General features: G+C 61.3%; 22 protein-coding genes, 1 tRNA gene and 1 pseudogene. 7 read left to right on the plus strand and 17 right to left on the minus strand.

Annotation, left to right across the window (positions count from 1 at the left end; all coding sequences use genetic code 11):
• Positions 1 to 17: 17 nt before the first annotated feature.
• Complete coding sequence (locus tag C2U47_RS04090) at positions 18 to 2,696, minus strand: glycoside hydrolase family 3 protein (protein ID WP_010673341.1); 2,679 nt, start codon at positions 2,694 to 2,696, stop codon at positions 18 to 20.
• 841 nt (positions 2,697 to 3,537) lie between these two features.
• On the opposite strand from C2U47_RS04090, the gene C2U47_RS04095 reads away from it, so the two are divergent.
• The 6 genes from C2U47_RS04095 (at position 3,538) to C2U47_RS04120 (ending at position 10,975) form a co-directional block, all read left to right on the plus strand.
• On the plus strand, positions 3,538 to 5,766 hold the full coding sequence (locus tag C2U47_RS04095) for a glycoside hydrolase family 9 protein (protein WP_197970411.1): 2,229 nt from the start codon (positions 3,538 to 3,540) through the stop codon (positions 5,764 to 5,766).
• An 828-nt stretch (positions 5,767 to 6,594) separates the two neighbouring features.
• The gene (locus C2U47_RS04100; protein WP_010673339.1) at positions 6,595 to 6,900 is read left to right on the plus strand and encodes a PTS sugar transporter subunit IIB; all 306 of its coding nucleotides are present in this window, start codon (positions 6,595 to 6,597) and stop codon (positions 6,898 to 6,900) included.
• A 27-nt stretch (positions 6,901 to 6,927) separates the two neighbouring features.
• Positions 6,928 to 8,280, plus strand: coding sequence for a PTS cellobiose transporter subunit IIC (locus C2U47_RS04105; protein ID WP_010673338.1), 1,353 nt, complete (start codon positions 6,928 to 6,930; stop codon positions 8,278 to 8,280).
• A 57-nt stretch (positions 8,281 to 8,337) separates the two neighbouring features.
• Complete coding sequence (locus C2U47_RS04110) at positions 8,338 to 9,717, plus strand: glycoside hydrolase family 1 protein (protein ID WP_010673337.1); 1,380 nt, start codon at positions 8,338 to 8,340, stop codon at positions 9,715 to 9,717.
• Between the two features lie 10 nt (positions 9,718 to 9,727).
• Complete coding sequence (locus tag C2U47_RS04115; RefSeq protein ID WP_010673336.1) at positions 9,728 to 10,039, plus strand: PTS lactose/cellobiose transporter subunit IIA; 312 nt, start codon at positions 9,728 to 9,730, stop codon at positions 10,037 to 10,039.
• A 240-nt stretch (positions 10,040 to 10,279) separates the two neighbouring features.
• Positions 10,280 to 10,975, plus strand: a complete 696-nt coding sequence (locus C2U47_RS04120; RefSeq protein ID WP_080560416.1) for a family 16 glycosylhydrolase — start codon at positions 10,280 to 10,282, stop codon at positions 10,973 to 10,975.
• A gap of 94 nt (positions 10,976 to 11,069) precedes the next feature.
• Here the strand turns inward: C2U47_RS04120 and C2U47_RS04125 are convergent.
• A tRNA-Ser gene (locus C2U47_RS04125) sits at positions 11,070 to 11,157 on the minus strand.
• A 198-nt stretch (positions 11,158 to 11,355) separates the two neighbouring features.
• On the opposite strand from C2U47_RS04125, the gene C2U47_RS04130 reads away from it, so the two are divergent.
• Positions 11,356 to 12,105 carry a DsbA family protein gene (locus C2U47_RS04130; protein ID WP_010673333.1) on the plus strand — a complete coding sequence of 250 codons (750 nt, stop codon included), beginning with the start codon at positions 11,356 to 11,358 and terminating at the stop codon, positions 12,103 to 12,105.
• Positions 12,106 to 12,223: 118 nt separating this feature from the next.
• Here C2U47_RS04130 and galE read toward each other — a convergent pair whose 3' ends face one another.
• From galE to C2U47_RS04205, 15 genes and pseudogenes are all read right to left on the minus strand, one after another.
• Complete coding sequence (gene galE, locus C2U47_RS04135) at positions 12,224 to 13,249, minus strand: UDP-glucose 4-epimerase GalE (protein WP_010673332.1); 1,026 nt, start codon at positions 13,247 to 13,249, stop codon at positions 12,224 to 12,226.
• 85 nt (positions 13,250 to 13,334) lie between these two features.
• Positions 13,335 to 14,354: a hybrid-cluster NAD(P)-dependent oxidoreductase gene (locus C2U47_RS04140; protein WP_010673331.1), complete on the minus strand. Its 1,020-nt coding sequence runs from the start codon at positions 14,352 to 14,354 to the stop codon at positions 13,335 to 13,337.
• A gap of 100 nt (positions 14,355 to 14,454) precedes the next feature.
• On the minus strand, positions 14,455 to 16,104 hold the full coding sequence (gene hcp, locus C2U47_RS04145; protein WP_010673330.1) for a hydroxylamine reductase: 1,650 nt from the start codon (positions 16,102 to 16,104) through the stop codon (positions 14,455 to 14,457).
• Positions 16,105 to 16,340: 236 nt separating this feature from the next.
• Positions 16,341 to 16,808 (minus strand): Dps family protein, encoded by a 468-nt coding sequence (locus C2U47_RS04150; RefSeq protein WP_010673329.1) that lies wholly within the window; start codon positions 16,806 to 16,808, stop codon positions 16,341 to 16,343.
• 130 nt (positions 16,809 to 16,938) lie between these two features.
• A complete protein-coding gene (locus C2U47_RS04155; protein ID WP_010673328.1) occupies positions 16,939 to 17,481 on the minus strand; it encodes a DUF3833 domain-containing protein in 543 nt (180 codons plus the stop codon).
• 11 nt (positions 17,482 to 17,492) lie between these two features.
• Entirely contained in the window at positions 17,493 to 18,035 is a 543-nt protein-coding gene (locus tag C2U47_RS04160; RefSeq protein WP_029313899.1) for a chalcone isomerase family protein, read from the minus strand.
• Complete coding sequence (locus tag C2U47_RS04165) at positions 17,992 to 18,210, minus strand: TIGR02450 family Trp-rich protein (RefSeq protein ID WP_010673326.1); 219 nt, start codon at positions 18,208 to 18,210, stop codon at positions 17,992 to 17,994. The genes C2U47_RS04160 and C2U47_RS04165 overlap by 44 nt, the downstream gene beginning before the upstream one ends.
• Entirely contained in the window at positions 18,207 to 18,686 is a 480-nt protein-coding gene (locus tag C2U47_RS04170) for a DUF2878 domain-containing protein (RefSeq protein ID WP_010673325.1), read from the minus strand. Before C2U47_RS04170 ends, C2U47_RS04165 begins: the two co-directional genes overlap by 4 nt.
• A gap of 2 nt (positions 18,687 to 18,688) precedes the next feature.
• A pseudogene (locus tag C2U47_RS04175) lies at positions 18,689 to 19,944 on the minus strand (class I SAM-dependent methyltransferase).
• 106 nt (positions 19,945 to 20,050) lie between these two features.
• On the minus strand, positions 20,051 to 20,830 hold the full coding sequence (locus C2U47_RS04180; RefSeq protein WP_029313896.1) for a DUF1365 domain-containing protein: 780 nt from the start codon (positions 20,828 to 20,830) through the stop codon (positions 20,051 to 20,053).
• A complete protein-coding gene (locus C2U47_RS04185; protein WP_010673322.1) occupies positions 20,827 to 22,086 on the minus strand; it encodes an NAD(P)/FAD-dependent oxidoreductase in 1,260 nt (419 codons plus the stop codon). The genes C2U47_RS04180 and C2U47_RS04185 overlap by 4 nt, the downstream gene beginning before the upstream one ends.
• Positions 22,083 to 22,817 carry an SDR family NAD(P)-dependent oxidoreductase gene (locus C2U47_RS04190; RefSeq protein ID WP_010673321.1) on the minus strand — a complete coding sequence of 245 codons (735 nt, stop codon included), beginning with the start codon at positions 22,815 to 22,817 and terminating at the stop codon, positions 22,083 to 22,085. The genes C2U47_RS04185 and C2U47_RS04190 overlap by 4 nt, the downstream gene beginning before the upstream one ends.
• Positions 22,814 to 23,242: a nuclear transport factor 2 family protein gene (locus C2U47_RS04195; RefSeq protein ID WP_010673320.1), complete on the minus strand. Its 429-nt coding sequence runs from the start codon at positions 23,240 to 23,242 to the stop codon at positions 22,814 to 22,816. The genes C2U47_RS04190 and C2U47_RS04195 overlap by 4 nt, the downstream gene beginning before the upstream one ends.
• Before the next feature lies 1 nt (position 23,243).
• Positions 23,244 to 24,668 carry a deoxyribodipyrimidine photo-lyase gene (gene phrB, locus C2U47_RS04200; RefSeq protein ID WP_010673319.1) on the minus strand — a complete coding sequence of 475 codons (1,425 nt, stop codon included), beginning with the start codon at positions 24,666 to 24,668 and terminating at the stop codon, positions 23,244 to 23,246.
• The gene (locus tag C2U47_RS04205; protein WP_010673318.1) at positions 24,665 to 25,552 is read right to left on the minus strand and encodes a MerR family transcriptional regulator; all 888 of its coding nucleotides are present in this window, start codon (positions 25,550 to 25,552) and stop codon (positions 24,665 to 24,667) included. Before C2U47_RS04205 ends, phrB begins: the two co-directional genes overlap by 4 nt.
• Positions 25,553 to 25,629: the final 77 nt, after the last annotated feature.

Consider the following 25,629-nt stretch of genomic DNA (forward strand, 5'->3'; position numbering starts at 1 on the left):
TGCATCTGGCTGACGGCTTATCGACTCAACCTGCCCTGGCAATCGAGCCTGACCACTTCCCCTGAGGCCCCCAGCAGAGAAGCCGGTACCCAGCGTACGGTCGCCATGTCGATGCGTGCCTGTCCACTCGTGCCCAGGATGAAGGGGGTATTGACCTTCGCGAAGTCCATGCCCTCTTCGAGGCAACGCAGGGGCAGACTCAGGGTCACCCACTTCTGCGGGGGCAACTGGCGCAAGGCCGGAGCAATCTCGATGGACTTGCCGCAGGGCCAGCCACACTGCAGCCCCAGCGTCATGTCCCCCGCTGGCGCCTGCTGCACCCGCAGCGTCACCTGCAGCTCGCTCTCTCCCTTCAGGTAGGTGCGACGATCCGCCCCCTTGACCTGGGTGGTCTGCAACTGGATCGTGGCCCCGGAGTCGACACCCGGCTTGTTCGCCCCGAGGAAGGTGACCGCTCGCGCATCCTGCTGGCGCAGGTAGTCGATGGGCTGAACCTTGATGAAGGTCATCTCGGTCACGCTGTTGCCGGAGACTTCAGTCCCCGTCCAGTTGCTGGCATCCCCCATGCGCAGACGGTGTTCTTCACCCGCCTTTGGCCCGAACAGCTCGAGCACCTTGTCAGCGGCGCTCAGTTTGGCGGGGTCGCTCTCGTTGCAGCCGAAGGTACGATTATCCAGGGTCAGGGTATTGAGGTTGCTGACCCGGGCCGCCACAGGGGAAGGCTTGCCGTAGCTGAGCCCGTAGCCATAGGGGAAGAGCGGTGCGTACTCACCCGCTGGCTCCTGCTCGAAGGCTGGACGCTGCCAGCCCGGGATATGGGTGGGCGTGCGATTGATGGTGGTGGCGCACTTGCCAAAGGGCCACGAGAAGGAGAGGCGTCCCTGGAAGTCATGGGCCACCTTGCCCTTGGCATCCCTGAACAGCAGATCGGTGATCCCCTCCCCCTCGGTGCCCGGCAGCCAGGCGGCGACAAAGGCGGAAGAGAGATTGAGCTCCTCATTGACGTAGAGCGGACGTCCGGAGAAAAGCACGGTCACCACGGGGATGCCGGCCGCCTTCAGCCGCTTGAGGGTCAACAGGTCCTCGTGATAGCTGCTCTTGAGATCCCCATAGGCAAGGGTCTTGTTGTCAGGAATGTCGCCGAACCACTCGGCATAGGGATCCTCCCCCATGACCAGGATGGCGACATCGGGCTTGGCTCCCGCAAACTCACCGGATCCCGTGCTCACCTGCACATGATCCGCACCGACGGTGGCGGTCACCGCATCCAGCACGCTCTGGGCACCGGGGAAATCACCGCGCCCGTTTTCGCTGCCTTGCCAGGTCAGGCTCCAGCCCCCCACCTGCTTGCCCAGATCGTTGGCGGCGCTCCCAGCCACCAGCACCCGGCTCTGCCGGCTCAGGGGCAGGATCCTGCCCTCGTTCTTGAGCAGCACCAGCGACTTGCGTACCGCCTCCCGGGCCAGCGCCTTGTGCGTCACGGCACCAAGTTCACCCTGCTTGCCCGCCAGCTCACGGGCCGACGGCATGGGTTTCTCCCACAGCCCGGCCCGCATCTTGACCCGCAGGATACGCGTCACGGCATCGTCGATCCGGCTTATCGGGATCTGCCGGCTCGCCACGCCATCGAGCAGGCTCTGGCGAAACTCCATCCAGTCCTTGCGCGCCGTGACCATGAAGATGTCGACCCCGGCCAGCACCGCAGGCAGGCAGCTCCCCATGGTGCAACCGGCGATCTCGCTGTGACCGTTCCAATCAGAGACGACAAGGCCATCAAAGCCCATCTTGCCCTTGAGCACGTCGGTCAGCAGATAGCGGCTGCCGTGCAGCTTGCCGTTGTACTCCACCCCGTCTTCTGGCAGCACGTCGCGGTTGAGCTCGTTGTGCCAGCTGTTGAACGAAGCCATGACCACCTGGGCACCGGCATCCAGCCCCGAGAAGTAGCCCACCGCGTGCAGGTTGCGCAGGTCCTCTTCCGAATAGAAGTTCTGACCCCGGTCGACCCCGTTCAGGGTACCGCCGTCCCCCACGAAGTGTTTCACGTTCGAGATGACATGGTGCTGGCCGCGCAGATCCGTCGCGGAACCTTGCAGGCCACGCACCATCTCGCCGGCATAGTGATAGACGATGGCGGGATCTTCGGAATAGCCCTCATAGGTCCGGCCCCAGCGATCATCCCTGGGCACCGCCACCGTCGGGGCGAAGGTCCAATCCAGCCCGGTGGCGGCCACTTCCCGCGCCGTCACCTGGCCGATACGGTAGATGAGATCCGGATCCCGCGCCGCCCCCAGGCCGATATTGTGCGGGAACAGGGTCGCCGCGAAGACGTTGTTGTGGCCGTGCACCGCATCGGTCGCCCACATGAAGGGGATGCGATACCCCCTGCCCTCAAAGCCCGCTTCCGCCGCTTGCCAATAGGTGTCGGCCTGGTGTGCCCAGTCCTGGGCCGACGCGTGTTTGTTGTTGCCGGGCCAGCCCCCCCCTCCGTTGAGGACGGAGCCAATCTTGTAGCGCGTCACCTCCTCAGGTGTCACTTCACGAAAGTCGGGCTGGATCATCTGGCCAACCTTCTCCTCCAGGGTCATCCGGGAGAGCAGAGCCTGGATCTGATGCTCCATCCCCTCGTCCCTGGTAATGGCGCTGTGGATCTGCGGCCAGGTGGAAAAATAGGGCATGGTCGACAACTCATCCGCCATCCCGGCACTCCAGATGCCGCACCCCACGAATAGGCAGGTCATAGACCTGGTGAGACCTGTAGTTTTACGCATTTTCCTTATGACTCTCCGGATGTTCTCGTTCATCGCCTGGACTCATCGTTCATGGCGAGTCGTCTTGAAAAACAGTCAAATTTGAAATCGATTGCAAGAATGTTAAATGGTAAACAGAAATCTCTTCGTCATTCCAGCAGTATCTTTGTCATGCCATGACAAAGATCCCGCTGAAAGAGAAAATAGTGATGCAACTCACAAACTCGGGGGCGAGCATCATCAGCAGAATACCCAGGAAGGAACAGAGAGAACGGGTAGACTCATGTCAGGAAGATCAAAAAAATAAAATTAAAACAATAATTTAAATGCAATCTATCACATTGATTTGCCGCATGAGCTGTCTGGAACGACACCGATATGGCCAAACGGCTCGGGAGTCAGAGGAATGTTGAAAGGATTCAATGGAATTCAATTCAAGTGCATTAATATATCAATAAACGAAAATTTGCCGTCTCCATCACATTTCATAAAAGCAAACTTGATCTGCAAAAAAATTTACTGTTACCTGAATCGTGAAATCGATTTCCACTCAGGGACTGTGTGTGAATCTTGACAGTGAAATGCGGGCCGCAGGATGACTCGGTCATTTTCTGCGTGAGTGCGAAAATCGACGCCATTATTTCCGTCTGTGATCAAAGGGGTAACAATGAAAACATCTCGGCTTAGTGCCCTGACGCTTGCCATGTCTTGCGTCATTGGCTTGCATGGCTGCTCACTGCCCAGCGCAGGGGCATCTGGTTCAGGTACCTCCTCGGCATCTGCCGGGCCTGTGGGTGAATTGCTGACCAATGGGGGCTTCCAGGGAACCGATGGATGGTGGACGGCCGGGGGGACCCTGAACGCCGAGAACCAGATGGGCTGTATCACCTTCACCGAGTCGGGCTCCAATCCCTGGGATGTCATCCTGGGTCAGTCCAATCTCGGCCTGGTGCAGGGGCAAACCTACAAACTCCATTTCACTGCCATGGCCAAGAGTGACATCAACGTCAAGGCCCTGATCCAGCATGATGGCGCCCCCTACACCAACTACATGGTGCAGGACCTCGCCCTCGGCAGCACGCCCAAACCGTTCGATATCCAGTTCACACCTTCTGCCACTGACGAGAAGACCCAGTTCCAACTTCAGATGGGCACCCAGACACCGACCACTGTCTGTATCGGTGAAGCCACGCTATCGGGCCCCTCCTTGATCAAGAAATCGGAGCTGGGCAGCGTGCGCGTCAACCAGGTCGGCTATCTGAGCAAGGCTCTGAAACGGGCGACCATCGCCACCGACAGCAAGGACTCGCTCCCCTGGACCCTGCGCAATGCCCAGGGTGAGACCATCGCGGAAGGCAAGACCACGCCCTTTGGCCTGAATGCCGCATCCGGCGAGAACGTACAGATTGCCGACTTCAGTCAGGTCACCACCCCGGGCACCGGCCTGGTACTGGAGGTCGCCGGCCAGAAGAGTCATCCGTTCAGCATCGGCGATGACATCTATCACACCATGAAATTCGATGCCCTCTCCTTCTTCTATCAGCAGCGTAGCGGCATCGACATCGAAGCCAAATATGTCCAGCGCCCCGACCTTGCTCGCCCGGCAGGACACAAGCCCGAGAACGTAACCTGCTTCAACAAGCAGGACGCCAAAGGCAACCAGTGGCCTGGCTGTGACTTCACGCTGGATGTGACCGGCGGCTGGTACGACGCCGGCGATCAGGGCAAGTACGTGGTCAACGGGGGGATCTCGGTATGGACCTTGATGAACCTTTATGAACGGGAGCAGCTGGCGAAAGAGGGTGACAAGAGCGCCTTTGCCGACGGCAAGGTCAAGATCCCGGAACAGCACAACGGCTACAACGATCTGCTGGACGAGTCCCGCTGGATGATGGAGTTCTTCCTCGCCATGCAGGTGCCCGAAGGCAAGAAGGCCTGGGTGCCGGTAGGCGATCAGTCCAAGCAGCTCGACAGCCTGAAACTGACCGAGATCGATGCCTCCGGCATGGTATTCCACAAGGTCGCCGACGAAGCCTGGACCGGGATGCCGCTCCCGCCCCACAAGGATCCACAACCCCGTTTCCTGAGCCACCCCAGCACGGCTGCGACTCTGAACCTGGCGGCCACCGCCGCCCAGTCCGCTCGCGTATGGAAGAATCTGGATCCGGCCTTCGCACAGCGCAGCCTGCAGGCAGCGGAACGAGCCTGGAAGGCGGCCAACCGCCATCCGGACGTCTATGCCTATGACAACTTTGTGGGATCCGGTCCCTATGATGACACCAACCTGAAGGACGAATTCTACTGGGCTGCCGCCGAGCTGTTTGCCACCACCGGCAAAGCCGAGTACAAGCAGGCCGTCCAGCAGTCCCCTCTCTATCTGGCTGCCCCCAAGGGGGATCGCAGCGCAAGTGGTGATCTCTACTGGCAGGATCTCAGCAGCGCAGGGACCATCACGCTGGCCATGGTGCCTAACAAACTGGGCAAACAGGAAGTGGAGAAGGCACGCGCCGCTATCATCGCCGCAGCTGACGGCTACCAGAAGAGCGTGGCGACGGAGGGTTACCTTATCCCCTATCAGGCGACCGAATACCCCTGGGGCTCCAACTCCAACCTGATGAACCGCAGCATCTTCCTCGGGTTGGCCCATGACTTCACGGGAGAGCGCAAATACCTGCAGGCCATGTCCGATGCCATGGACTATGTGCTCGGCCGCAACCCCCTCGACCAGTCCTATGTGTCGGGCTACGGCAGCCGTCCGCTGAAGAATCCGCACCACAGGTTCTGGGCTCACCCCATCGACCCCGCGTCTCCCCTGGTTCCGCCAGGTGTACTCTCGGGCGGACCGAACTCCATCAACTTCAGCGATCCCGTTGCCTCCACCCTCAAGGGCAAGTGTACCGGCCAGACCTGCTGGAAAGATGAGATTGGTGCCTGGACGCTGAACGAGGTCACCGTCAACTGGAATGCCCCCTTCTTCTGGACGGTCAGCGTACTGGATGAAGGTGGATTGACCCGCTGATCACCCTTCCAATGCTCCGTCCCCGTGACGGAGCATTGTTTTACTCCCCTGCCATTCTTGCCCAGGACAGCTCCCGCACCGGTCGCCACCCTCAGCTTTACGTTTTCCTTTTCCCTTTTCCATCATCATTCAGAGGCTGACGGCAGCAGAACCCTCTCTTATCGATCATTTCATCTGACCGCACCTTCGCAACCCTGTCATTTACATGTCCGTCTCTTGGCCACCTTATTTTGCGCATCCACTTGATCCCTCATTTGCCATCAGATCTGCTGACGCCATCTGGGCATCACCCGCCCCCCGCCTCTTCTACAGTGCCCCGCGCGCGAAGAAGGCGGGACAGCAAGATACCCGGCTCCTGAATCGGGTTTCGTGACCCTCAGCGAGAACCACAAGGCAACCCCAGGCTGAGCCCGCCATCTGAGCAAGACACTGTACAGAGCCCCTTAGCCGCCACCATGACCCCCTGCCACCAGAGGGTGAAGGAGCACGGCGATGGGCTCGGTTATCCAGGATTGCTGGCATGGGCGCCGGATCGGCACCATGCCGAAAGCGCCCCCTGCATCATGCAGGGGTCCAGGAGCAGCATGAAAACCACGACAGATTTGAAATCGATATTTCAAAATGCCAAGTCGAATAAACATGGCGTAAATCACATCATAAAAACAATTATAACTAACTGACAAATAACGATATTTTATTTTATAGACCTTATATCAAATATCCATCAAGTGATCGCGATCACAATTACAAAACCCCATTCGTGAAATCGATTTCCCACCTTGTTGCATCGATCTATAGTGAGCCCAGCTTAATAACTGAGGAATGATCATGAAAAAAATCATGTTGTGCTGCTCTGCCGGGATGTCCACCAGCCTGCTGGTGAAAAAAATGCTGGTAGAAGCCGAAAAACGGGGCCTGGCTGCCGAGATCAAGGCTTTTGGCGCATCGGAGTTCGATGACCAGATGCCCCATTACCAGGTGGTCTTGCTGGGACCGCAGATCAAGTACATGCAACCGGAGTTGCAAGCCAAGGCGGCGGCTCACGGCATCAAGGTACAACCTATCGACATGATGGATTACGGCATGCAGCGCGGCGACAAGGTGCTGGACTACGCCCTGTCCCTGATTGGTTAAGCGTGCTCACAAGGAAGGACACACACTATGAGTTCACTCTATGGGATGCTGGTCAAGTTGATCGAACAACGGATCGGCCCATTGGCAGGAAAACTGGGCCAGCAACGCTATGTTCTGGCCATCCGTGACGGTTTTATTGCCGCGCTGCCGTTCATGATCGTCGGCAGCTTCATGCTGGTCTTCATCTTCCCACCCATCTCCAGCGAAACCACCTGGGGCTTTGCCAGAGCCTGGCTCGATTTTTCCAACACCTATCGTGCCGAACTCATGTTGCCCTTCAACATGAGCATGGGGCTGATGACAGTCTTCATCTCGGTGGGCGTCGCATCCAGCCTGGCCAAGCAGTACTCCCTGGACCCCATCACCACGGGCCTGCTGTCGCTGATGTCGTTCATGCTGGTGGCAGCGCAATACAAAGACGGCACCATCTCCACCCAGTATTTCTCCGGTCAGGGCATCTTTACCGCTCTTATTTGCGCCATCTATTCGACTGAGGTCTATGCCTGGCTCAAGCGCAACAACATCACCATCCGTCTGCCCGAGCAGGTGCCGATGGGGGTGGCGCGCTCCTTCGAGGTGCTGATCCCGGTCCTGGCGATTATCCTGACCCTGCACCCCTTCAACATGCTGCTGCAGGAAACCACTGGCATGATCCTGCCCGAGGCGATCATGTCCATGCTCAAACCGCTGGTGGCGGCTTCCGACAGCCTGCCTGCCGTCTTGCTGGCGGTGCTGTTGTGCCAGATCCTCTGGTTTGCCGGCATCCACGGCACCATGATCGTCACCGGCATCATGAACCCCTTCTGGATGGCAAACCTGGCCAGCAACCAGGCCGCATTGGCCGCCGGCCAAGCTATTCCCCACACCTTCCTGCCCGGTTTCTGGGATCACTTCCTGTTTATCGGCGGCGTGGGCTCCACCTTGCCACTGGCATTCCTGCTGATGCGCAGCCGCGCCGTACACCTGCGCACCATAGGACGAATGGGCGTGGTCCCCGGGTTCTTCAACATCAACGAGCCGATCCTGTTTGGTGCTCCCATCATCATGAACCCGGTCTTCTTCCTGCCCTTCATCCTGGTGCCGGTGATCAACGCCATCCTGGCCTGGTTCGCGGTGGATCTGGGTCTGGTTGAGAAGGTCGTGATGCTGACCGCATGGACCACGCCGGCCCCCATCGGCGCCTCCTGGGCGACCAACTGGGCCTTCAGTCCGGTCATCATGTGCTTCATCTGCATGGGGATCTCCGCCCTGATGTATTACCCCTTCGTGCGGGCTTACGAACGCACCCTGCTCAAGCAGGAAGCCGAGACGGCTGAAGCGGAAGAAGCCGCCAGATCAGAAAAAGCAGACACAATCACACCGATTCAGAGTCAGGCGTAAGCGCCAGGCGTGCGGGCGCCACGCCGCCTGCACGCCGGTCATCAAGAGGAAACTGCAATGCAATATACATTCCCCGAAGGCTTCTGGTGGGGTAGCGCCTCGTCGGCCGCACAATCGGAAGGAGCTGCCAATGTGGGCGGCAAGGCACCGACCATCTGGGATCACTGGTTCGAGACGGAGCCACACCGTTTCCACGGTCAGGTTGGCCCGGCCAACACCTCCACCTTCTACGATCGTTATCGTGAAGACATCGCATTGATGGAACAGATTGGCCACAACAGCTTCCGCACATCCATCTCCTGGGCCCGGTTGCTGCCGGATGGCCACACCGTCAACCAGGAGGCCGTCGACTTCTACAACAAGGTTATCGATGAGCTGCTAGCCAAGGGGATCAAACCCTTCATCGGCCTGTTCCACTTCGACATGCCGATGTACTGGCAGGAGCAGGGTGGCTGGGAGAGCCGCGAAACCGTGGCGGCCTATGCCGAGTACGCAGCGCTCTGCTTCAAACTGTTCGGTGATCGCGTCGCCTGCTGGATGACCTTCAATGAACCCGTTGTGGTAGTGGAAGGAGGGTATCTGTATGACTTCCATTACCCGAACCAGATGGACTTCAAACGGGCAGCCCAGGTGGCCTATCACATGATGCTGGCCCACAGTCTGGCGGTGAAGCGTTATCGCACACTCTCCCTGCCCGGCCAGATCGGCATCGTCCTGAACCTGACCCCCTCCTATCCGCGCTCTTCAAACCCGGCAGACTTGAAGGCCTCGTTCATTGCCGACCTGTTCTTCAACCGTGCCTTCCTCGATCCTGCGGTGAAGGGGGTTTATCCCCAGGAGCTGATCGATATCCTGCGCGAGCACGATCAGATGCCAGTTGTGCAAAGCGGCGACTGCGAACTGCTGGCCGCCGGCAAGATCGATCTGCTCGGCATCAACTACTACCAGCCGCGGCGAGTGAAGGCACGCATGACGGCCATCAACCCGGACTCCCCTTTCCTGCCTGACTGGTTCTTCGAGAATTACGAGATGCCAGGCCGCAAAATGAACCCTTATCGCGGCTGGGAAATATATGAGCGCGGTATTTATGACATATTGATCAACCTGCGAGATAACTATGGAAATATCCCAAGCTATATCTCCGAAAATGGTATGGGTGTCGAAGGGGAGCACAGATTCATTGGTGAAGATGGTCAGGTAAAAGACGATTATCGTATCGACTTCATTCGCGGCCACCTCCAGTGGATTCATACCGCCATTGCCGAAGGAAGTAATTGCCGTGGTTATCACCTGTGGACCTTTATTGACAACTGGTCCTGGATGAATGCCTACAAGAACCGTTATGGATTCATCAGCCTTGATTTGGAAAGCCAGCAGCGCACCGTCAAGAAAAGTGGTGAATGGTTCGCCAACGTCTCTCGTAATAATGGATTTTAAGGAGTCATAAATGATGGATCTTGAAGAAGCAGTCATGGGCATCATCGTCAATGCCGGCCAATCTCGCAGTCTCTGTTTCGAAGCCCTGCGTCAGGCTCGTGCTGGCCAGTTCAGCGAAGCGGATGCCTTGCTGCTCCAGGCCACCGACGCGGGGAAGGCTGCCCATGCCGTACAAACCAAACTGATTGAAGCCGATGAGGGCGAAGGCAAGACCAAGATGACACTGGTCATGGTACATGCCCAGGATCACCTGATGACCTCCATTCTGTGCCGCGAACTGGCCACCGAACTGGTCGAGATCTATCGCCGCCAAGCCAGCTGATTTTAACTCATCGGATCGGGAGTCCGTGCTTTTGCCACCGTTATATACGGTGGCTTTTTTTATTCTGGTTATACCAGCCAGCCGTCATGTCTTTCATACCTTTTTCAGGCAATTTCAAAAGTATGAAACTGTCATGACGCGATACCAGTATAAGTTTCAATATCTGTTTATGGCTATTCTGATGCTGCTTGTAGTCATCAATAAAACACTCATTAATAAACACACAGGAATGTGGATAATATGCGTAAACTTGGACTGATGTCAGTATTGCTGATGGCGGGAGGATTATATTCCACTCAGGCATCGGCATGGTGGTGGAGCAATCAGGACTGGCAGGTCTCTGATGGTTGGCGCAATGGCGGGTCAGAATTCGACTGCACCTGGCGCGCCGCCAACGTCTGGATGGAGTCCGGCACGGCCATCCTCCATGCGAAATCCGACAAAGGGAACAAGAGCTGTGCTGAGCTGCGAACCTACAACTACACCCGCAAGGGTCGTTATGAGGTGCAGATGCAGGCAGGATCGGTGCCCGGCACCATCAGCTCCTTCTTTACCTATACCGGAGATGCAGGCACCAGCTCTCACTATGAAGTCGACATCGAGCTGATGGGGGGCACCAACCTGCTCCATACCAACGTCTGGATCCAGGGGCGTCAGTATCCCCAGGACATCGACCTGGGCAAGTACGGTATCTCCATCTGGAACATGGAGCGCTACGCCTTCAACATCGACGAGGCGGGAGTCACCTGGCAGGTCTTCAGCCGCACCCAGAACAAATGGGTGAGCGTGCGCCGCGAGAGCCGCCCCGTCACCAGCTGGATGCAGACGTTTGTGAATAACTGGATCAGCGCCAACCCGAGCTTCCCGCCCAGTTCCTACAACGGCCAGCCCGTCTACGCCAAATACAAGTACGCCAATGTGACGCCCTGGGAGTGATCGCGATGGTCAACTAAATCCGGGCACACGGCGGCATACCCAAAACCGAAGACACAAAAAAGCCCAACTGAATAAATCAGTTGGGCTATGTAGATGGCGGAGGAGGTGGGATTTGAACCCACGGATGGTCGCCCATCGCCGGTTTTCAAGACCGGTGCATTCAGCCGCTCTGCCACCCCTCCGCAGCAGTGCGACGCATATTACCCATGCCCCCAGCCCTTGTAAATCCCCACTCCGTTTGTTTGCCCATTTATTGGGCTATCTGGCGCACAAAACCGGCAAAACCTCTGCAAACCGTGCTTTTTCAAGCGGATGGCTTGACTTGAAAACAGACTCACCCACTATAGGGGCCACTACCACATCCCCAGCAAGATGGACTTATGAGAATCAAACATGCCCTGTTCGCCGCCCTGACCGGCGCGACCCTGCTTGCGGCGCCCGTGCAGGCGAGCGAGCTGACCAAGAGCGATGTCGAGCAGATCGTGCGCGACTATCTGGTCAAGAATCCGGAGATCCTGGTCGAGATGTCCAACGCCCTGCGTGCCAAGCAGGAGAGCCAGCAGGCCGAGAACGACAAGACGCTGATAGAAGCCCATGCCAAGCAGCTCTTCGCCAACCAGGATCCCGAGAGCGGCAATCCCAAGGGCAGCCTGACGGTGGTGGAGTTCTTCGACTACAACTGCGGCTACTGCAAGCGCGCTCATCCCCTCATTCAGCAACTGCTCTCTGAGGACAAGGAGATCCGCTACATCTACAAGCAGTTCCCCATCCTGAGCGAAACCTCCTACTACGCCGCCCGCGCGGCGCTGGCGGTGAAGCTCGGCCAGCCCGACAAATACCAGGCCTTCCACGACAAGCTGTACGCCCATCAGGGGCCCCTCTCCGATGAAGCCCAGGTGAAAGACGTCGCCAGGGCCGCCGGCGTGGACTGGAGCAAGGTAGAGGCGAAGATCAAGGACAGCAGCATCGATCAGAATCTGGGTACCAACCGGGCGCTGGCCGAAGCCATGGCCATTTCCGGTACCCCGGCCTTTATCATCGGCGATCAGATCCTGCGCGGCGCACCGCGGGATCTGGCCAGCCTCAAGGCCATCATCAAGGATGTCCGCGCCGGCAAGAGCATTCAGTAACCCGCGCGTTGTTCATGAAAAAACGCCCCGGCATGCCGGGGCGTTTTGCTATTCAGGCTGCAAACCATCAGGTCGCGAGACGCTGTCAGCAAGGCGAAGAGCAGCGCATGACCCTTGATCACGGCTTCGCAGCAGGGCCATAACCGTTCGGGTTCTGGCTTTGCCAGCGCCAGGTATCGATCATCATCTGCTCCAGCCCCCGCTCGGCCTGCCAGCCCAGCTCATCACGGGCCAGAGCCGGTTCAGCCCAGCACTCGGCGATGTCGCCGGGGCGACGGGGCTTGATCTGGTAGGGAATGGCACGGCCACTGGCTGCCTCGAACGCCTTGACCATCTCCAGCACGGAATAGCCCTGACCGGTGCCGAGGTTATAGGTGAAGACGCCGGTATCACTCTTGATGCGGGCCAACGCTTTGAGGTGACCGATGGCGAGATCCACCACGTGGATATAGTCGCGCACCCCGGTGCCGTCCGGGGTTGGATAGTCGTTGCCAAAGACCCCCAGCTCCTTGAGCTTGCCCACGCCGACTTGACTAATGTAAGGCAGCAGGTTGTTGGGGATGCCGTTGGGATCTTCACCGATGAGGCCGCTCTCGTGAGCCCCCACCGGGTTGAAGTAGCGCAGCAGCACAATGGCCCAGCGAGGATCGGATTTGGAGAGGTCACGCAGGATCTCTTCGACCATCAGCTTGGAGCGGCCATAGGGGTTGGTGGCGCTGGTGGGGAAATCTTCCCGCAGGGGTACCGAGGCCGGATCCCCATAAACGGTGGCCGAGGAGCTGAACACCAGCCGGAACACGCCGGCCCTGGCCATCTCTTCGCACAGCACCAGGGTGCCGGTGATGTTGTTCTGATAGTAGGTGAGCGGGATCTGGCCGGATTCCCCCACCGCCTTGAGGCCGGCGAAGTGGATCACGGATGCTATCCTGTGCTCGGCAAACAGCCGCTGCAGGCAGGCTCTGTCCAGAATGTCCCCTTCCACGAAGGTGACCGGCTTGCCGGTGATCCGCTCGACCCGTTTGAGAGATTCGGGGGAAGCGTTGGAGAGGTTGTCCAGTACTACGACCTGCTGCCCGGTACCAAGCAGCTCGACCAGGGTGTGGGAACCGATGTAACCGGCTCCCCCCGTCACCAGAATTGTCATTTTTTATCCCGTACTTTGCTGAAACTGGGGTTGAGTCTACCCGCACGACCCGTCCGGGAAAAGCTCGGGATACCAATGACGCCCGTCAGTACTCCAGGCTCACATCCCCTCTGGCGGTGCAGGAACAGGCCAGCGCCACCCCGTTCTCGAGATCTTGCGCGCTCAAGGTCATCACGCTCTGGCGCTCGATTTCGCCTTCCGTGGTGCAGCGACAGGCGCCGCACACCCCGGCGCGGCAAGCGGCCATCATGGTCTCCCCCGCCCCCTCCAGCGCTGCCAGCAGGGTCTGACCCGGCAGGATCTTCACTTTCTTGCCGCTCTTTTTGAGGGTCAGCCAGAAGTGGTCGCTGCCGGCCGCAACTGGCGCCGCACTCGATGTTCCAGCAGGCAGGCCGAACGACTCCTGGTGCAACTGCGCTGCCGGCAGTCCCAGCTCCGCCAGCATGGTGCAGACTGCGGTCATGTAGGGGGCAGGCCCGCACAGATAGACGTGGCGCGCCAGCAGGTCTGGCGCCAGTTCCCTCAACATGTCCGGTGTGAGCCGGCCAACCCAGGGATGAGCCGTTGGCGCCTCTTCCCCAACTTTCTCCAGCACTAAAGCATGGCGCACACCGGCATGAGCCTCGGCCAGTGAAGCCAGTTCCCTTGCGAAGATCACATCCCCGGGGGTTCTGGCGCTGTGAATAAAGCGGATATCGGCGTCCGGTCGCTTGGCGAGCTCGTCCCGCAGCATGGCCCACATGGGGGTGATGCCGGAGCCGGCGCTGAGCAGCAGCGGCCGCTCGCAGGGGAACGCGGTCAGGTGGAAATCGCCGAAGGGGCCGTCTACCCGGATCTCGTCCCCCACTTGCAGGCTCTTGTGCAGATGGTGAGAGACCAGCCCCACATCCTTGATGGTGACCTGCCAGAAAGGATCCTGCGGGCTGGAGGAGAGGGTGTAGGCGCGGCAGTGAGGCTTGCCGTCAATCATCGTGTGCAGGGTGACGCACTGGCCGGCCAGCACGGAGGGCAGGTCGCCAGCCAGGGGTTCAAATTGCCAGCTCGCCACGTCGTGGGTCTCTGCCCGGCGGGCTATACAGCGCAGGCTCAAAGAGGTGGAGGTCATCGCAAGGCTCCTCTTGCTCGGAAATAGCGTTGAAAAAAGGCGAGCCATCAGGCTCGCCAAAGGCTTACAACATGCTGAGCGTGTAAGGCTGTATCTTTGCTCAGGCCGCCAGGATCTCGGCGAGATCCGCGTCTGCCGTGGTGGTTCCTTTCAGGCCGAACTGCTCCTCCAGCACCTTGAGCAGGGCCGGGGTGAGGAAGGCCGGGGCGGTCGGGCCGGTGCGGATGTCCTTCACGCCGAGCGCCAGCAGGGTGAGCAAAATGACGATGGCTTTTTGCTCGAACCAGGAGAGCACCAGGGTCAGGGGCAGATCGTTGACGCCGCACTCGAACGCGTCGGCGAGCGCCAGGGCCAGCTGGATGGCGGAGTAGGCATCATTGCACTGACCCACGTCCAGCAGACGGGGAATGCCGCCGATGTCGCCGAAATCGAGCTTGTTGAACTTGTACTTGCCGCAGCCCAGGGTCAGCAGCAGGCTGTCCTGCGGGATCGCCTTGGCAAACTCGGTGTAGTAGGCGCGCTCGGCACGGTCACCGTCACATCCCCCCACCAGGAAGAAGTGGCTGATTTCGCCAGCCTTGACCTTGTCGATCACCGCAGGAGCGGCCTGCATCAGGGCGTTGCGGGCAAAACCGATGGTGATGAAGTGCTCGAGCTCAACGTGCTTGAAGCCTTCCAGCGCTTGCGCCTTGGCGATAACGGCGGAGAAATCTTCCCCTTCCAGGTGGGTCACACCGGGCCAGCCGACGATGGAGCGGGTGAAGATGCGATCGCTGTAGTTGCCCACGTTCGGGTCGATGATGCAGTTGGAGGTCATCACCACGGCGCCCGGGAAGTTGGCAAACTCCTTCTGCTGGTTCTGCCAGGCGGAGCCATAGTTACCCACCAGGTGCGGGTACTGCTTGAAGAAGGGGTAGGCCAGGGCCGGCAGCATCTCGCCATGGGTGTAGACGTTGATGCCAGTGCCCCTGGTCTGCTCCAGGATGAGCTTGAGATCCACCATGTCGTGGCCGGAGACCAGGATGCACTTGCCCGGTACCGGAGTGACGCGTACCTGGGTCGGCTCGGGATGGCCGAAGGCGGTGGTTTCACCGAGATCCAGCATCTCCATGATTTTGAAGTTCAGCAGGCCAATATCCATAGCGCACTTGAACAGGGGATCCAGATCGCAGGGATCCGTGCCGAGCCAGCTCATGATGCGATGGAATTCGGCGGCGACCCCGGCATCCTGCTGATCCAGCACCCGGGCGTGTTCCATGTAGGCGGCGGCCCCCTTGAGGCCATAGAGGCAGAGCAGGCGCAGCCCCATGATGTCTTCGTTGACCTCGTTCTTGCCCCGGTTGACCGCGGTCTGCGGCGCCTGGGCAAGCTGGGCCAGCAGATCGGCACCCGGCTCGAAGCTGGCCGCGGCGGGCAGTGTGTCGGCCTGCACCGCCAGCGGTGTCAGCTTGGCGGCCAGTTGCTGGCGATAGGCCAGTGCCTGGTTGACGTAGGCGACGATGCGAGCGGAGTCGAAGTTGACGTTGGTGAGGGTGGCAAAGAACGCCTTGGGCACGAAAGCGTCTATTTCGCTGTCGACGATGCCGTGCTCGCGGGCCGCCAGGGCCCAGGCGCTGAGCCCTTGCAGGGTATAGATCAGCACATCCTGCAGGTCGGAGGTTTCCGCCGTCTTGCCGCACATGCCTTGTGCATAGGCGCAGCCGTTGCCTGCCGGGGTACGAATAGTCTGTTCACATTGCACACAAAACATCATGTCTCTCCTAATTGGACATTTCAGTTATCTGTTTTGTGGCGATTCTATTCCCCTCCTGGAAAACTTAATAGGCATTCAATTTACCAATTAACGTTTCATTGATGCAGATCAAATAGAAAAAAGCCGCCCAAATCGGGCGGCAAGCGGGTGGGAAATCAAGGAGAGACAACTCGGGTTTGCAACAACAGGGGCAATGATACGGGCCGGAGCATGGGCAGCCGGCCCCAGGTTCATCAGGCCAGATAGGCGCGCAGCATCCAGACCAGTTTTTCCTGCTGCTGCACATAGTCGGAGAGGATGGACGCAGTCCCTTCATCACCGGCATCGGCGGCCTGACCCAGGATGCGGCGCTGGGCAACCAGCAGTTCGCGGAAGCTCGCCAGCAGGGATTCCACGCAGGCACGACCGTCATGCAACCCCTTCTGCTCGGGGATGGCGGACACCTGGATGTAGTCGCTGAAGCTGTGCAGGGGCACCCCATCCAGGGTCAGAATGCGTTCGGCCAGGGCATCGACTTTCAGCAGCAGGTCGTTGTAGATCTCTTCGAATTTCAGGTGCAGCTCGAAGAACTGGTTGCCGCGGATGTTCCAGTGGAAGCCACGGACGTTCATGTAGAGGATCTGATAGCTGGCCAGCAGCTTGTTGAGCTCGGCGGCCAGGGCTTGTGATTGAACGGTATCAAGACCAATGGGGCTCTTCATGATTCACCTCCAGGTGGTAAGCATTATCGGGAACGGAGTCAGCTTATCCAGAAGCAGACTCAAAGGACAATCGTTCGTGCCTTGCCGATCAATAGCCAATGGCTATCGTCGGCAAAAAATGCACCGGCGTTCATTGCTCAAGCCGTTCGATATAGAGGATCACCTCGCCGAGGTAAATGCCGAACTTGCTGATCTTCGCACGGTTGATCAGGCGATCGTCGTCCAGCAGATACATCCAGTCATCGAAGCTCACCCTCACCACGCTCTCATCCGGCAGAGCCAGATCGAGTTGATAACGCCAGTTGAGGGCGAAACCCTCTGTCTTGCCTACCGCCTCCCCCACCACGTCTGAAGCCGTGCCGCGCCAGTGGCCATCCGCCCCCTTGCTCAAAAACCAGGTGCGGGTCTGCCGACGGCCATCATCGAAGTAGAACTGCTCGAACAGCTCCCCCTTGCCCTCTCGCCAGTGCCCCTGCATCTCGACCCGAAAGCGACTGGTCACTTCGCCGCTGCGGTCCGTCACCAGGCCGTGGGCCACCAGCTTGCCATTGAAGAAACGGGCGAGATCCCAGCCCGGCCGGGAGCCGCGATAATCGTCAAGACCCGCGCCGCAACCAGAGAGCCACAGCAGGGGCAGCAACCAGGCAAGACGCCACCAGGAAGAGAACTTCATGGAATACTCCATCAGGATTGGCCGCGCAGGCGGCGGGTCAGAGCGGGATCCCGGCTGTCGTCAGTCAGCCAGATAGCAAGAAACGCGGGGGCGAAGGCGGGATCATCGAGAGAGCCAAGGAGGCGATCTCGCAACCAGAAGTGGCCCGTGCCTTGCTCGTCCACATAAAAAACCAGCTTGTCGCCGGGGGCGACATCCGGCCAGAGCGTGGCCAGTCGAGCCAGCCAGCGTTGGCGCTCACTCTCGCTACCAAGGCCGAGCCGCTGCCACTCGGCGGCGGTCGCCTCCAGCAGATCCTGGCGCTCGATGGCCCTCGCGTAGGTAATGCTGAGGGCCTGCGGGTAGCGCCCCGGCTGATAGCGACCGCTCTCGCTGTAGAGGGTGGCGTCATAGAGCTTGAACCAGAGCCAGCGCATCTCCCCCTGTCCCACGGTACGCAGCCCCTGCCAGGGGGCGGCAACGCTCTGGGCGGTCGCAAACAGTGGCAGGCTCAAGGCCGCCAGCAGCAGGCTAGTTCCACCCCATGTGCCAACGGGCGGGATCCTCCAGTTCATGCCAGTCCATCTCCTGTTCCTGCAGGGTGTTGATATCCTGCATCACCACGCTCGCCAGATGCCCCTGGGCATCGCGCTGGCAGGCCACCACCAGGTAGAAACGCTCGGCCAGCTCGCACTGGCCATCCCTGGTCCACTTGGAAAACAACAAGGTGTCGGTCGAAAAGGTGTTCATCTCGTCTCACCCTCCAGCTTGACCGTTACCCACAGGAGTACGGGTAACCACCACATCCAGATCACCGCCAGCAGCACTGCGCTTGTCCAGATGCCCCAGGGTAAGTTTACTGCCCCCATGGCGGCCCCCGCCATATAGGAGGAGGCGCCCCCCACCATGCCGAACAGCCCCTGTTGCCAGCGCGGCAAGGGGCGAAGCCAGGGAAGGCCGTGGGAGAGGGTCAGGGCGAAACCGCACCAGAGCAGCAACAGCCAGAGCGGAAAACCGGACGGAAAGTGAAACAGGCCGAGGCGCCAGAGCAGGATGTCGAGCAGGCAGCCTGCCAGGGCGACCGGGATGAGGCGCCAGTCCTGCCCACGGCGGGGGGAGAAGATGAAATGGAGCAGCAGCATCCCGAGCAGCGGGCCCGGTTGCTGCCATGTCACCGCCAGCAACCAGTAGAGGTTGAATCCCAGCAGGTGGGCCCACTGCCACATGATCAGCGACCGCTTGCCGGCAAGTCCCCGGACCAGCCATGGGGCCCCGGCTTGGCGGCCTCCAGTTGCACCAGGCTGATGGCCCGTTCCCAGAATCCCCCTTCACAGTAGGCGAAGTAGAAGTGCCAGAGCCGGATGAAATCCTGGCTGTAACCGAGCTTGGGCAGCTCCGGGGCCAGCGCCAGGAAGCGTTCGCACCAGTGGGCCAGGGTACGGGCATAGTGGTGGCCGTGATCGTGCAGCCGTACCAGCTGCATGTCGGTCTCCCGCGCCAGCAGACCCGCCATCTGGGAGACGCAAGGCAGGCAGCCTCCCGGGAAGATGTAGCGCTGGATGAAGTCCACCCCGCGCAGATACTGGGCGTGGCGCTGATCGGCGATGGTGATGGCCTGGATCAGCAGGCGTCCGCCGGGCTTGAGCAGGCGCGACAACTGGCGGAAATAGTCGGGCAGGAAGGCGTGCCCCACCGCCTCGATCATCTCGATGGAGACCAGCTTGTCATAGCGTCCCTCCAGCTTGCGGTAATCCTCCAGCAGCAAGGTGATGCGATCTCCCAGCCCCTCCCGCTCGATCCACGCCTTGGCATAGTCGTGCTGGGCCCGGGAGATGGTAGTGGTGGTGACCCGGCAGCCGTAGTGACGGGCCGCATAGACGGCGAGACCGCCCCAGCCGGTGCCTATCTCCAGCAGATGGTCGTCCGGCCCAAGCTCAAGCCGCTCGCAGATGGTGCGCAGCTTGGCCTGCTGCCCCTCCTCCAGGGTGGCATCCGGGTGGGGATAGATGGCGCTCGAATACTGCATGTGATCGTCGAGAAAGCCCTGATAGAGGGTGTTGCCAAGGTCATAGTGGGCGGCGATGTTGGCGCGCGAACCGGTCAGGGTATTGCGATTGAACCAGTGGCGCACCTTGTTGAACGGGAAGCTGAGCCAGCCGAGGCGCCGTTCCAGGGCGTCGAGCAGCGGCAGATTGCGGGCCAGCAAGCGCACCAGTGCCACCGGCTCCGGGCTGGTCCAGAGACCCTCCACCCAGGTCTCTCCTGCGGCGATGCACCCCCCAGCAGCAGGCGGCGATAAAACGCCGGATCCTGCACCACCAGCTCGGCATGCAGGTCGCTGCCCGCCTTGCCGAAACGGTGGCACTCGCTGCCGTCGTGGAGCACCAGCTGGCCCTGCTCAAGGCGCGCCAGCAATTTGAGCAGCAGTTGCTTGGCCCCCTTGTCGATGAAAGAGGCAGAGAGGGTTGATTGAGCAAGTTCCATTAGCGGCTCTCCGAATGGGTCAAGAGTGGGGTCGTTCGGTTGGGATGAACCCGCACCATGGGCTGCTGACAACACCAGGAAGCGGAGTTAAACGGGTGTGTCAGCGTCACGGGCGGCTCTCCGGATGGGTGAAGACGGGGGTGCGTTTGATCAAAAGGCGCAGGGCCTGCCAGTAGATCCCGAGCAGCACCTTCAGGGTCATCCAGGGCCAGCGAGCCAGCAGCGCCGCCAGCCCCTTGCGCGACAGCGGCGCGCGGCGCAGGGCCAGGGTGGCGTCAAACAGCTTGCTCTCACCGGATACGGGGTGGCTCTCGATATGGATCAGCGCCTCCTCTTTCGGCGCCCGGATGCGCCAGTGGTAGCGCATCCCCAGCCCCATGAAGGGGGAGACATGAAAATCCTTGTCATGGGGGGAGAGCGCCGCCAGATCCAGCAGGTAGTAGTGGCGCTCGTTCCAGGGGGTATTGGAGACCTCCGCCAGCAGGTAGCGGGTCTCCCCCGCCCGATCGCAGAAATAGAAATTAACCGGGCTGAAATAAAACCCGAGGCAGCGCACGTTGCCAAGGAGCAGCACCCGCCCGCCGGGCTCCGCATCCCCCCCAAGGGCCGCCACCTTGTCCCAGACCGCCTGCTTGAGGGGCCCTTCGCTGCCCCGCATATAGTCCTCGCGGCGAAACGAGAGCAGTCCGGCCCGCTCCACGGTAAACCAGCGCCCCTGCTCAAGCCCGGGCAGTTCGTCCAGATCCAGCCCCAGCATGAAGAGGCTGTATGAAAAAGCGTGGGCCCTGGGGGCGAAGCGGCGATGGCGCACCGAGCCTTGCCAGATGGCGCTGATCCCCTCCCCCATTCCCTCGTCCCCCTGCGTCAAGGCCGCGGCGCCGCTCATAGCTCGGCCCCGAAGCGTCTGGCCACGTCCAGGGCGCTGCGCACCCCGTCCTCGTGAAAACCGTTGTACCAATAAGCCCCGCAGAAGTGGGTATGCTGATGGCCACAGATCTCGCCCCGTCGCTGCTGGGCGGCGATGGAGCCCTGATTGAATACCGGATGATGATAGACGAAACGGCGCAACACCTTGCTCTCGTCCACCCGTCCACGGGGATTGAGGCTGACGCAGAAGGGCGCTGGGGAGCTCACCCCCTGCAGGATGTTCATGTTGTAGCTCACCAGGGGGCGCGCCCCGTCATCCTCACCGAGCTGGTAGTTCCAGCTCGCCCACGCCTTGCGGCGCATCGGCAGGCAGGAGGCGTCGGTGTGCAGCCAGACGTCGTTGGCCTGATAGGGCATGTTCCCGAGGATGGCCCTCTCTCCCTCGCTCGCATCCGCCAGCAGGGCCAGGGCCTGATCGCTGTGGCAGGCGAAGATCACCTCGTCAAAATGGGCCTCCTGCCCCTGGCTGGTGACCACGACGCCATCCGCCACCCGGCGCACCGCCTCCACCGGGGTAGCGAGGCGGATGTGCGACTGCCAGCCCGCCGTGAGCGGCCCTATGTACTCTCGCGAGCCCCCCGGGATCACATACCACTGGGGCCGGTTCGCCACCTCCAGCAGCCCGTGGTTGGCGAAAAACCGCAGGAAGAAGCTCAAGGGGAAGGCACGCATGTCCGCCAGGGTGGAGGACCAGATGGCCGCCCCCATGGGCAGGATGTAGTGGCGGGCGAAATAGTCGCTGAATTTCCCCGCCTGCAGGAAGTCCCCCAGGGTCAGCTCGGGGGTCAGCTCCCGCTGGCGATGCGCGGCCAGCCAGGCCCGCGCCTCCCGGTTGAAGCGCAGGATCTCGGCGACGAAGCGATAGAAGCGCGGGCTCAGCAGATTGCGGCGCCGGGCGAACAGGGTATCGAGGTTGTGACCGTTGTACTCCATCCCCTCGGGACTCTTGACCGAGAAGCTCATCTCGGCGGGTTGGCGCCCCACCCCGATGCGCTCCAGCAATTTGAGGAAGTTGGGATAGGTGCGGTCATTGAAGACGATGAAGCCGGTGTCGATGGCATAGTGGCGCCCAGCCTGTTCCACCTCCACGGTGGCGGTGTGGCCTCCCAGGGTCGGCGCCGCCTCGAACAGGGTGATGTCATGCAGCTTGTGGAGCAGAAAACCGGCGGTGAGACCGGAGATACCGGAGCCGACGATGGCGATCTTTTTCTTCATGAAGGGCGTCCTTTCGAAACGAGTGTGCGGCCAAGGCGCAGCCAGAGCCCTGTCGGCAGGGCGCCGAGCAGGCGCAGCAGCCAGATGAAGCGACGGGGAAAGTGGATCTGGTGGCGACCGGCGGCAAGCCCCGTCATGATGGCGCGGGAAGCCTCTTCCACCGTCACCAGGCAGGGCATGGGAAAATCATTCTTGTCGGTGAGCGGCGTCTGCACGAAGCCCGGGCGGATCAGAGTCACCCCGATGCCCTTGCTGGCCAGATCCAGGCGCAACGTATCCGCCAGATAATCGAGGGCCGCCTTGGAGGCGCCATAGGCCTCCGCCCGTGGCAGGGGCAGCCAGCTCACCGAGGAGCTGACGATGGCAAGCCGTCCACCCGCCCCCAGCCGCGGCAGCAAGGCGGCCAGGGCGTTGCCGGTGGCAATGAGGTTGGTCTCGATGACCCGGGCAAACAAGGCGCCATCAAAGCCTTCTGCCGGATCCATGTATTCACAATTGCCCGCATTGAGAATGAGCAGGTCGAGGGCGGGCAGACTCGCGGCCACCCCGGCCATGGCGGCGCTGTCGCGCGCATCGAATCGCAAAGGGGTGATCCCCAGGTCGGCCAGTGCCTGCAAGCGCACCTCGTCCCGGCCACAACCCCACACCTGCCAGCCGGCGCGCCGATAATCCAGCGCCAGCTGGCGGCCGATGCCCGAGGTGGCCCCGGTGATCAGCACCCGGCCGCTCATGTCCCCAGCCTCCCCTTGATGGCACGTACCACGGGCCCCAGCAGCGGCAACTGCTCGTAGAGCATGGCCCCGAGATCGAAGTAGTCCCGGTGCAGGCACACCTTGCCCCAGGAGTCGAACGTCAGCCGGGTGGCCCCCTCGACCCTGACAGCCCGGCCACCGGCAATCCTGGGGTGGGAGAAGGTCATGACCCAGGCGAGCCAGGCTTCGTTGCCCGACTGCTGCTGACTCGTTATCTCGAAGCTGCACTGGGCAAGGCGCTCATAAAGGGAGGAAAAGTAGCGGGTGAGCGCGGCCAGCCCCTCTATCCGGTGCGCAGGATCGATGAAGAGCACCTCATCGGCATAGACCTCCGGCAAGCGGTGCAACTGATGCTTGTCCAATTGCAGGTAGAGGATGACAAAGCGGGCCAGCGCGTCATTCATGCTAGTTTTTCTCCAGTTCGCGGAACATCTCGATGGCCCTCACCCGTGCAACGGCATGATCCACCATGGGGGCCGGATAATCCTGCCGCCCCTTGAGCCGCAACCAGTCGTGGGGCTCGTGGAGATAGGCAGCAGGCACATCCGCCAGCTCAGTGACCCAGGTACGAATGAACTCCCCTTGTGGATCAAATCGTTGCCCCTGGGTGGTGGGGTTGAAGACCCGGAAATAGGGCGCCGCATCGGCCCCGGTCCCCGCCGCCCACTGCCAGCCGCCATTGTTGGCCGCCAGATCCCCGTCGATGAGCCGACTCATGAAGTAGTCCTCCCCAAGCCGCCAGTGGATGTGGAGATCCTTGGTGAGGAAGCTCGCCACTATCATCCGCAGCCGGTTGTGCATCCAGCCGGTGGCGTTGAGACAGCGCATGGCCGCATCGACCACGGGGTAGCCGGTGCGCCCCTCGCACCAGGCGGCGAAGGCATCTGGATCCCAGCTCCACGGCAGGGCCGCCGTCTCCGGCTTGAAGGGGCGGTTCATGGAGAGGCTCGGGATCAGCACCAGCAAGTGGCGGTAGAACTCGCGCCAGATGAGCTCGTTGAGCCAGACGAAACCGGGTTGGGCCTTCGACTGGGGCCGGTAGCCGAGACGCTGCTGCAGCGCCCCCACGCACTGGCGGGCACTGATGATGCCCGCCGCCAGATAGGGGGAGAGCACGGAGGTGCCCGCCAGCGCCGGAAAGTCCCGGGTCTCGCCGTAATCGAGCACCGCCTGATCCAGAAAAGCGTGCAACCGGCGGCTCGCCTCGGCCTCCCCCACCGGCCAGCGGGTGTCCGCCGTCAGCTCCCCCAGCCCGTCGTCCACCCACTCCCGCTCGGCCAGGGGCAGCCACGGCAACGGCTCGCCGCGTGGTGCGGGGGCACGGTGAATGACGAAGCCATCCTCCTCGAGAGCCTTGAGCCAGGCGCGGCTGAAGGGGGTGAAGACCTTGAACATCTCCCCCGACCCGGTCAGCACCCGACCGGGCGGCAGCACGCAGCAGCCGTTGAACCAGTGGCTGGTCATGCCCTGCTCCCCCAGCGCGGCGCTGACGGCGTGGTCGCGGCGCAGCTCGTCAATCTCGATGGCCTGGTTGGCGTAGAGCTGGCTCACCCCGAGCTCCCGGCAAAGCGCCGTCAGCGCCGTCGGCACCTCGGCAAAGGTCTCGACCCGCAGCAGATGAAGCGGAATGCCGAGGGCCGCCAGCTCGCGGCCCATGGCATCCACCTGTGCCAGCATGAAGCGCTGGCGGACCGGGGCCAGCTTGTGCTGCTGCCACTGGGTCGGCGAGACGATGAAGAGTGCGGCGACCGGTTCATCTCCGGCGCAGGCGTGGCGCAGGGCCGGGTTGTCGGCCAGACGCAGATCGTTGCGAAACCAGACCAGCCTCATGACGGTGTTCTCCCGCCCTTGCCCTTCGCCTTGGCAGTGCGGGTCGTCGCACTGACCTCTGCCAGGGTGGCGTGCCAGTTGCGGGCACGCCGCCACGGCTCATCGTAGAGGCGTCCCAGCTCGCCAAAGAAGCGGGTACCCTCAGGCCATTCGGCGGCCTGGTCCTGCTTGCCGAGCCCGGCCCCCAGCAGGATCAGCCAGGGGGGAGTGGCGCGCCCCTCCAGCAGGGTGGCATAGCGGGGCTCCACCGCCCCCAGCAGTTGCACCTCATAACCCTGACCGATGAGCTCATACGCAGCCCAGACCAGATCCAGCGGCCCCACCTGCCCCCAGCTTGCCAGGGTGACGGGCACGCCCTTCTCCTGCTCGATGAGGTGGCGGGCGAAGCGGGTATGCAGCCAGCCGAGCCACACCTGTTGCAGCAACTCGCCATCGGGGCGCTCGCGCCACAGCCCCAGCAGCCGCTCCACCAGGGGCTGCAGCACCCGGCTGCGCACCAGCTCGAAGGGGTAGCTCGCCAGCAGATCGCCAAGCTCGGCCTCCGCCTTGCGCTGGTTGAAGGCGAGCAGCGCCTGGCTGAACTGCTCCAGGGTCTGCTGCCAGTGATCGCTCACCGGCGCACTCTGGGGCTCGCTCAGGAGCCCCTTCACCTGACCTATGCTCACCCCCCGCTCCAGCCAGCTCAGGATCTCGCCTATCTGGCGGATATCCTGCTCGCTGTAGAGACGATGGCCCTTCTCGGTTCGGGCCGGTTGCACCAGCCCGTAGCGGCGCTGCCAGGCGCGCAGGGTGACGGCGTTGACGCCGGTGAGGCGGGAGACCTCGCGAATGGGGTAGACGCCCTCGTCGGGGAGAGGCGCGGCGGCTTGTGATTCATCAGACATGAGAGAGTCCATCAGACGTTGGAAAGAGGCCCCGGTCATCCACCGGGGCCTGCACAGGGGGTTCAGAGCCCGTAGCG

It is taken from the genome of Aeromonas sp. ASNIH7, assembly GCF_002903485.1.
In the GTDB taxonomy this organism is placed as follows: domain Bacteria; phylum Pseudomonadota; class Gammaproteobacteria; order Enterobacterales; family Aeromonadaceae; genus Aeromonas; species Aeromonas caviae.

What these genes read in the sequence shown, in the direction of transcription:
- C2U47_RS04180 (WP_029313896.1), bottom strand. Translation starts at nt 20,830, where the DNA reads ATGAGCGGCGCCGCGGCCTTGACGCAGGGGGACGAGGGAATGGGGGAG.
- C2U47_RS04105 (WP_010673338.1), top strand. Translation starts at nt 6,928, where the DNA reads ATGAGTTCACTCTATGGGATGCTGGTCAAGTTGATCGAACAACGGATC.
- C2U47_RS04120 (WP_080560416.1), top strand. Translation starts at nt 10,280, where the DNA reads ATGCGTAAACTTGGACTGATGTCAGTATTGCTGATGGCGGGAGGATTA.
- C2U47_RS04115 (WP_010673336.1), top strand. Translation starts at nt 9,728, where the DNA reads ATGATGGATCTTGAAGAAGCAGTCATGGGCATCATCGTCAATGCCGGC.
- C2U47_RS04170 (WP_010673325.1), bottom strand. Translation starts at nt 18,686, where the DNA reads ATGTGGCAGTGGGCCCACCTGCTGGGATTCAACCTCTACTGGTTGCTG.
- C2U47_RS04090 (WP_010673341.1), bottom strand. Translation starts at nt 2,696, where the DNA reads ATGGCGGATGAGTTGTCGACCATGCCCTATTTTTCCACCTGGCCGCAG.
- C2U47_RS04100 (WP_010673339.1), top strand. Translation starts at nt 6,595, where the DNA reads ATGAAAAAAATCATGTTGTGCTGCTCTGCCGGGATGTCCACCAGCCTG.
- C2U47_RS04165 (WP_010673326.1), bottom strand. Translation starts at nt 18,210, where the DNA reads ATGAACACCTTTTCGACCGACACCTTGTTGTTTTCCAAGTGGACCAGG.
- galE (WP_010673332.1), bottom strand. Translation starts at nt 13,249, where the DNA reads ATGACAATTCTGGTGACGGGGGGAGCCGGTTACATCGGTTCCCACACC.
- C2U47_RS04185 (WP_010673322.1), bottom strand. Translation starts at nt 22,086, where the DNA reads ATGAAGAAAAAGATCGCCATCGTCGGCTCCGGTATCTCCGGTCTCACC.
- C2U47_RS04150 (WP_010673329.1), bottom strand. Translation starts at nt 16,808, where the DNA reads ATGAAGAGCCCCATTGGTCTTGATACCGTTCAATCACAAGCCCTGGCC.
- C2U47_RS04195 (WP_010673320.1), bottom strand. Translation starts at nt 23,242, where the DNA reads ATGAATGACGCGCTGGCCCGCTTTGTCATCCTCTACCTGCAATTGGAC.
- C2U47_RS04190 (WP_010673321.1), bottom strand. Translation starts at nt 22,817, where the DNA reads ATGAGCGGCCGGGTGCTGATCACCGGGGCCACCTCGGGCATCGGCCGC.
- C2U47_RS04110 (WP_010673337.1), top strand. Translation starts at nt 8,338, where the DNA reads ATGCAATATACATTCCCCGAAGGCTTCTGGTGGGGTAGCGCCTCGTCG.
- C2U47_RS04140 (WP_010673331.1), bottom strand. Translation starts at nt 14,354, where the DNA reads ATGACCTCCACCTCTTTGAGCCTGCGCTGTATAGCCCGCCGGGCAGAG.
- hcp (WP_010673330.1), bottom strand. Translation starts at nt 16,104, where the DNA reads ATGTTTTGTGTGCAATGTGAACAGACTATTCGTACCCCGGCAGGCAAC.
- C2U47_RS04205 (WP_010673318.1), bottom strand. Translation starts at nt 25,552, where the DNA reads ATGTCTGATGAATCACAAGCCGCCGCGCCTCTCCCCGACGAGGGCGTC.
- C2U47_RS04130 (WP_010673333.1), top strand. Translation starts at nt 11,356, where the DNA reads ATGAGAATCAAACATGCCCTGTTCGCCGCCCTGACCGGCGCGACCCTG.
- C2U47_RS04160 (WP_029313899.1), bottom strand. Translation starts at nt 18,035, where the DNA reads ATGAACTGGAGGATCCCGCCCGTTGGCACATGGGGTGGAACTAGCCTG.
- phrB (WP_010673319.1), bottom strand. Translation starts at nt 24,668, where the DNA reads ATGAGGCTGGTCTGGTTTCGCAACGATCTGCGTCTGGCCGACAACCCG.
- C2U47_RS04155 (WP_010673328.1), bottom strand. Translation starts at nt 17,481, where the DNA reads ATGAAGTTCTCTTCCTGGTGGCGTCTTGCCTGGTTGCTGCCCCTGCTG.